We start from the raw sequence: 4,512 nt of genomic DNA on the forward strand, positions 1-4,512 counted from the left end.
TCAGATGTCCAATATGTATTGTAGTCCTACAGCCCTCGATAAATATTTGGCATCTAATATCCCGGCAAAGTCACTCGCCGTTACCTGGGGAGACGTATACAATCAGTGGTCTGCCAAAAAGTATGCAAAGGCAGGAGCCGCCTCTATCGCCAGCTATAAGGCTTCTTGGGCGCGCCTCTGTGTGCTAGAAAAAAAGGATATGTGCAAGGTTACGATTGACGACCTGCAATCTATTATTGACAAAGACGAGGCCAACGGATTATCGAAATCTAGTATTAGCAATGACAAAGTGCTTATGAAAGCACTTTTTAAGCACGCAATGGAGCGCGATATCGTATATAAAGACTATTCCGCTTTTGTGGAACTTCCAGGAGTTGAAGCAAAGCACGAAAAGGGTGCTTTTGATGATATCACAATGCGTAAATTGGAGAACCTGGCGTCCTCTGGATTCCCTTGGGCTGATACCGTACTAATGCTGTGTTATACTGGATTCCGGGTGTCCGAGTTTTTGGGGCTTACCAGATTTTCCTATCATCCAGATGGGAGCTATTTGCAGGGCGGCCTAAAAACACAGGCCGGGAAAAATCGGATTGTCCCGGTACATCCTAAAATCATGCCATATCTGACCAAGTGGCTGTCCAGGGGCGGTAAAACTATTATCTGTGATGATGACGGGAATGCAATCCCCGCATACAAATACCGCCCGCTATTCTCTAAAGTTATGGAAGAATTAGGACTCCTTTCCGCCACCCCTCATTGGTGCAGACATACCGCCGCGTCTCGGATGAGAATGGCCGGGGTGGACGAAGTCGCTATAAAGCGCATCTTAGGGCATTCCGATGGAGATGTTACCGAGCACTATACGCACGTAGATGTTTCGTTTTTGGCTAAAGAGATCCAGAAGGTTTCCTAAGTATTTGTAACTTTCTTCTTAAATATGTGCAAATAGAACAACGCATCAAAAGTTCAAAAAAGTTGTTTTTATTGTGCATTCTCCTTGTTATTCTAGTATTTTTAGTTATAAAATTAGATGGACTTTTAATGTGTTTTTAAGGAAAGATCAATTCCATCCGCCCTGCGGCTTGGGTATACTGTAATTACAAAACCGTTGAAAGGGTGGTGGCCTCTATGTCAGTGACTTTGGAACAGGTGGAACGGCTCCGCGCGCACGCGGCAGTCTCCTATGAGGAGGCCCGGCGGGCCCTGGAGGCCTGTGACGGCGATCTGCTGGACGCCCTGATCCTGCTGGAGCGGGAGGGCCGGATTCCGCCGGGCGGCGGGCGGGGCGCTTTTTTCACCACCCAGCCTGGGGCCGCCCCGGAGCCGCCGCCCTCCGGGCCCACCCGGGGGCCGGAGGCGTCCGGGAAGGACGAGAAGCGGTTCTGGGGGCTGGCCGTGACCGCGGGCGGCCACCGCGGCCGGGAGGAGCGGGGAAGCTGGCGCGCCCGCCTGCGGGAGCTGCTGGCGGCGGCGGTGGATCTGCTGCGCCACTGCACGGTCAACCAGTTTGAGGTGTGGCGCAACGGGGAGCGGATGACCGCCCTGCCCGTGCTGATCCTGATCCTGCTGGTGCTGGTGGCCTACTGGATCTCCCTGCCCTTGCTGGTGGTGGGCCTGTTCTTCGGCTGTAAATACCGCTTTTCCGGCCCGGATCTGGACAAAAACCGGGTGGGCGAGGTGGTCAACCAGGTGTCCGCCAAGGTGGGGGACGCGGTGGGCCAGGTACGGGACGAATTCAAGCGGGAATTCGACAAATCCAGGGGGAAAAAAGGCAAGTAAGGAGCGAGAGAGATGGCAGAGAGAATCCTGTTGGTGGAGGACGAGGAGAAGCTGGCCCGCATGGTGGAGCTGGAGCTCCAATACGAGGGGTACGAGGTGGAGAAGGCCTTCGACGGGCGCGCCGGGCTGGACCGGGCCCTGTCGGGGGAGTTCGACCTGGTGCTGCTGGACATCATGCTGCCCGCCCTGTCCGGCATGGAGGTGCTGCGCCGCCTGCGGCGGGAGAGCGCCATGCCCGTCATCATGCTCACTGCCCGGGACACCGTGGTGGATAAGGTGTCCGGCCTGGACATGGGGGCGGACGACTACATTACCAAGCCCTTTGCCATCGAGGAGCTGCTGGCCCGCATCCGGGCGGCCCTGCGCAAGCGCCCCGCCCAGGCCGCGGAGCCGCCCCGGAGCCTGCTCACCGCCGGTCCCCTCACCATGGACACCGACCGGCACGAGGTGAGCGTGAATGGCGAGGGGGTGGAGCTCACCCGCCGGGAGTTCGATCTGCTGCGCTACCTGCTGGAGAACAAGGAGCGGGTCATCTCCCGGGAGTCCCTGCTGGACCATGTGTGGGGCTTCGACTTCGTGGGGGAGACCAACGCAGTGGACGTATACATCCGCTTTCTGCGGGCCAAAATCGACGAGCACTTCGGTATCAAGCTCATCCACACCGTCCGCGGCGTGGGCTATGTGATTCGGGAGGAAGGACAATGAACGCGGCCGCCATCGTCTACACCAGCCAGACCGGCTTCACCGCCCGGTACGCCGCCCTGCTGGCGGAGCGCACCGGCCTGCCCTGCCGCCCGCTGAAGGAGGCCGCCGCCCTGCCCCGGGGGACGGCGGTTATCTACCTGGGCTGGCTGTGCGCTGGGGGGATCAAGGGCCTGAAGGGGGCCCGCCGCCGCTTCCGGACGGCGGCGGTGTGCGCCGTGGGCATGGCGGCGGAGGTGGAGGAGGCCAAGCTGCGCCGGGACAACCGGCTGGAGGGCGTTCCCCTGTTCTACCTCCGGGGCGGCTACGCCCCGGAGAAGCTCACCGGCTTCTACCGCGCCATGATGGCCCCCATGGCCCGGCTGGTGTCCAGGGCCCCGGCGGAGACGGAGGCCGACCGGGCCATGCGGGACGCCTTCCGGGACGGGGGCGACTGGGTTTCCCCGGAGCGTCTGGCGCCCGTGCTGGCCTGGCTGGACGGGGATTAGGAGGAGGGAGTTCCCATGGCACACAGAGCGAACAAGCGCCCGCCGGGGCGCATCAAGTCCTCCATCGTGGCCCGGCTCAACACACGCCTCTTTTTCCGGCTGCTGGGCATCTATTTCACCATGGATCTGCTGCTGCTGTTCCTGTTCTGCGGCGGCCTGTTCGTCTGGTCGGAGCAGCAGGCGGCCCAGATCAGCACTCTGGTGGAGGAGCGGGGCGTCCCCTCGGCGGAGGCCACGGAGTGGATGACGGCAGGGGATTACACCGTCACCGCCGGCACGCCGGAGGCGGACGGCCTCCGCCTGCCCGGCTGGCTGCCCTCGCCGGAGGAGACCCGGGGCGGCGTGCGCTACTTCAACCCCGGCACGGTGGATCTCCTTCTGCTGGTCACCTTCTCCTCCGGCGACGCCACCAGCTACACCCTCCAGATGCCGGGGGACGAGCCCTACGCCATCCGGCTGGATCTGACCCAGCCCGCAGCCATCTTCGTCTTTGCCGCCCGGGTGTTGTTCATCTGCCAGTTGGCCAGCCTGGTGACCAACCTGTTCAAGAACGCCGGCTCCATTAAGAAGGTACTCCGCCCCATCCAGGAGCTGGCCGCCACCGCCGCCAAGCTCAACCAGGTGGAGCGCATGTCGCCGGAGGAGCTGAAGGCCCTGGCGGGCAAGCTGGACGAGATCAACGCCACCCATCTGGACCGGCGCATCGACCTGCCCGGCACCCAGAAGGAGCTGAAAACCCTGGCCCAGGCCATCAACGCCATGCTGGACCGCATCAACGAGGCCTACCGCTCCCAGATGCGCTTCGTCTCCGACGCCAGCCATGAGCTGCGCACCCCCATCGCGGTGATCCAGGGCTACGCCAACCTGCTCAACCGCTGGGGCAAGGACGACCCCGCCACCCGCCAGGAGGCCATCGACGCCATCCGGCAGGAGGCCGACTCCATGAAGGAGCTGGTGGAGCAGCTTCTCTTCCTGGCCCGGGGGGACAACGACTCCATGCACATTGAGATGGAGACCTTCGACTTGACCGAGGTGGCCGCCGAGGTGCTCAAGGAGACCGGGATGATCGACCAGACCCACACCTTCTCCGCCCGGTGGGAGGGGGCCGTGCCGGTCTGCGCCGACGTGGGACTGACCAAGCAGGCCCTGCGCATCCTAGTGGACAACTCCATCAAATACACCCCCGCCGGAGGGCACATCACCCTGTCCGCCGCCCTGCGGGACGGCATGGCCCGCCTCTCCGTCCAGGACGAGGGCCAGGGCATCGACGCCGGCAGCCTGCCCCACGTGTTCGACCGCTTCTACCGCACCGACCAGTCCCGGGCCCGCCAGACCGGCGGCACCGGGCTGGGGCTGGCCATCGCCAAGTGGATCGTGGACCGCCACGGCGGCTGGTTCGAGGTGCGCTCCTGGCCCGGCGTGGGCACCCGCATGACCATCGTTCTCCCCGTCGCCGAGCTGGATGCCGGCGGTGCGGACGAAGATGCGGAGCAGACCCGCCCGGCGTAAAAGAAAGCCCCTGAAGGGCCGGCCTCTCCCTTGG

At 62.7% G+C, this 4,512-nt stretch carries 5 protein-coding genes; all 5 read left to right on the forward strand.

Annotation, left to right across the window (positions count from 1 at the left end; genetic code table 11):
- On the forward strand, positions 1-913 hold a 913-nt coding region (locus HMPREF0372_RS06555), incomplete at its 5' end, for a tyrosine-type recombinase/integrase (protein WP_007490019.1).
- A gap of 215 nt (positions 914-1,128) precedes the next feature.
- Positions 1,129-1,779 (forward strand): UBA domain-containing protein, encoded by a 651-nt coding sequence (locus HMPREF0372_RS06560; RefSeq protein WP_007490020.1) that lies wholly within the window; start codon positions 1,129-1,131, stop codon positions 1,777-1,779.
- Between the two features lie 12 nt (positions 1,780-1,791).
- Positions 1,792-2,484, forward strand: a complete 693-nt coding sequence (locus HMPREF0372_RS06565; protein WP_007490022.1) for a response regulator transcription factor — start codon at positions 1,792-1,794, stop codon at positions 2,482-2,484.
- A complete protein-coding gene (locus HMPREF0372_RS06570; protein WP_007490024.1) occupies positions 2,481-2,969 on the forward strand; it encodes a hypothetical protein in 489 nt (162 codons plus the stop codon). Before HMPREF0372_RS06565 ends, HMPREF0372_RS06570 begins: the two co-directional genes overlap by 4 nt.
- A 15-nt stretch (positions 2,970-2,984) precedes the next feature.
- On the forward strand, positions 2,985-4,478 hold the full coding sequence (locus HMPREF0372_RS06575) for a sensor histidine kinase (protein ID WP_007490026.1): 1,494 nt from the start codon (positions 2,985-2,987) through the stop codon (positions 4,476-4,478).
- Positions 4,479-4,512 lie beyond the last annotated feature (34 nt).

The organism is Flavonifractor plautii ATCC 29863 (assembly GCF_000239295.1).
GTDB classification, from domain to species: domain Bacteria; phylum Bacillota; class Clostridia; order Oscillospirales; family Oscillospiraceae; genus Flavonifractor; species Flavonifractor plautii.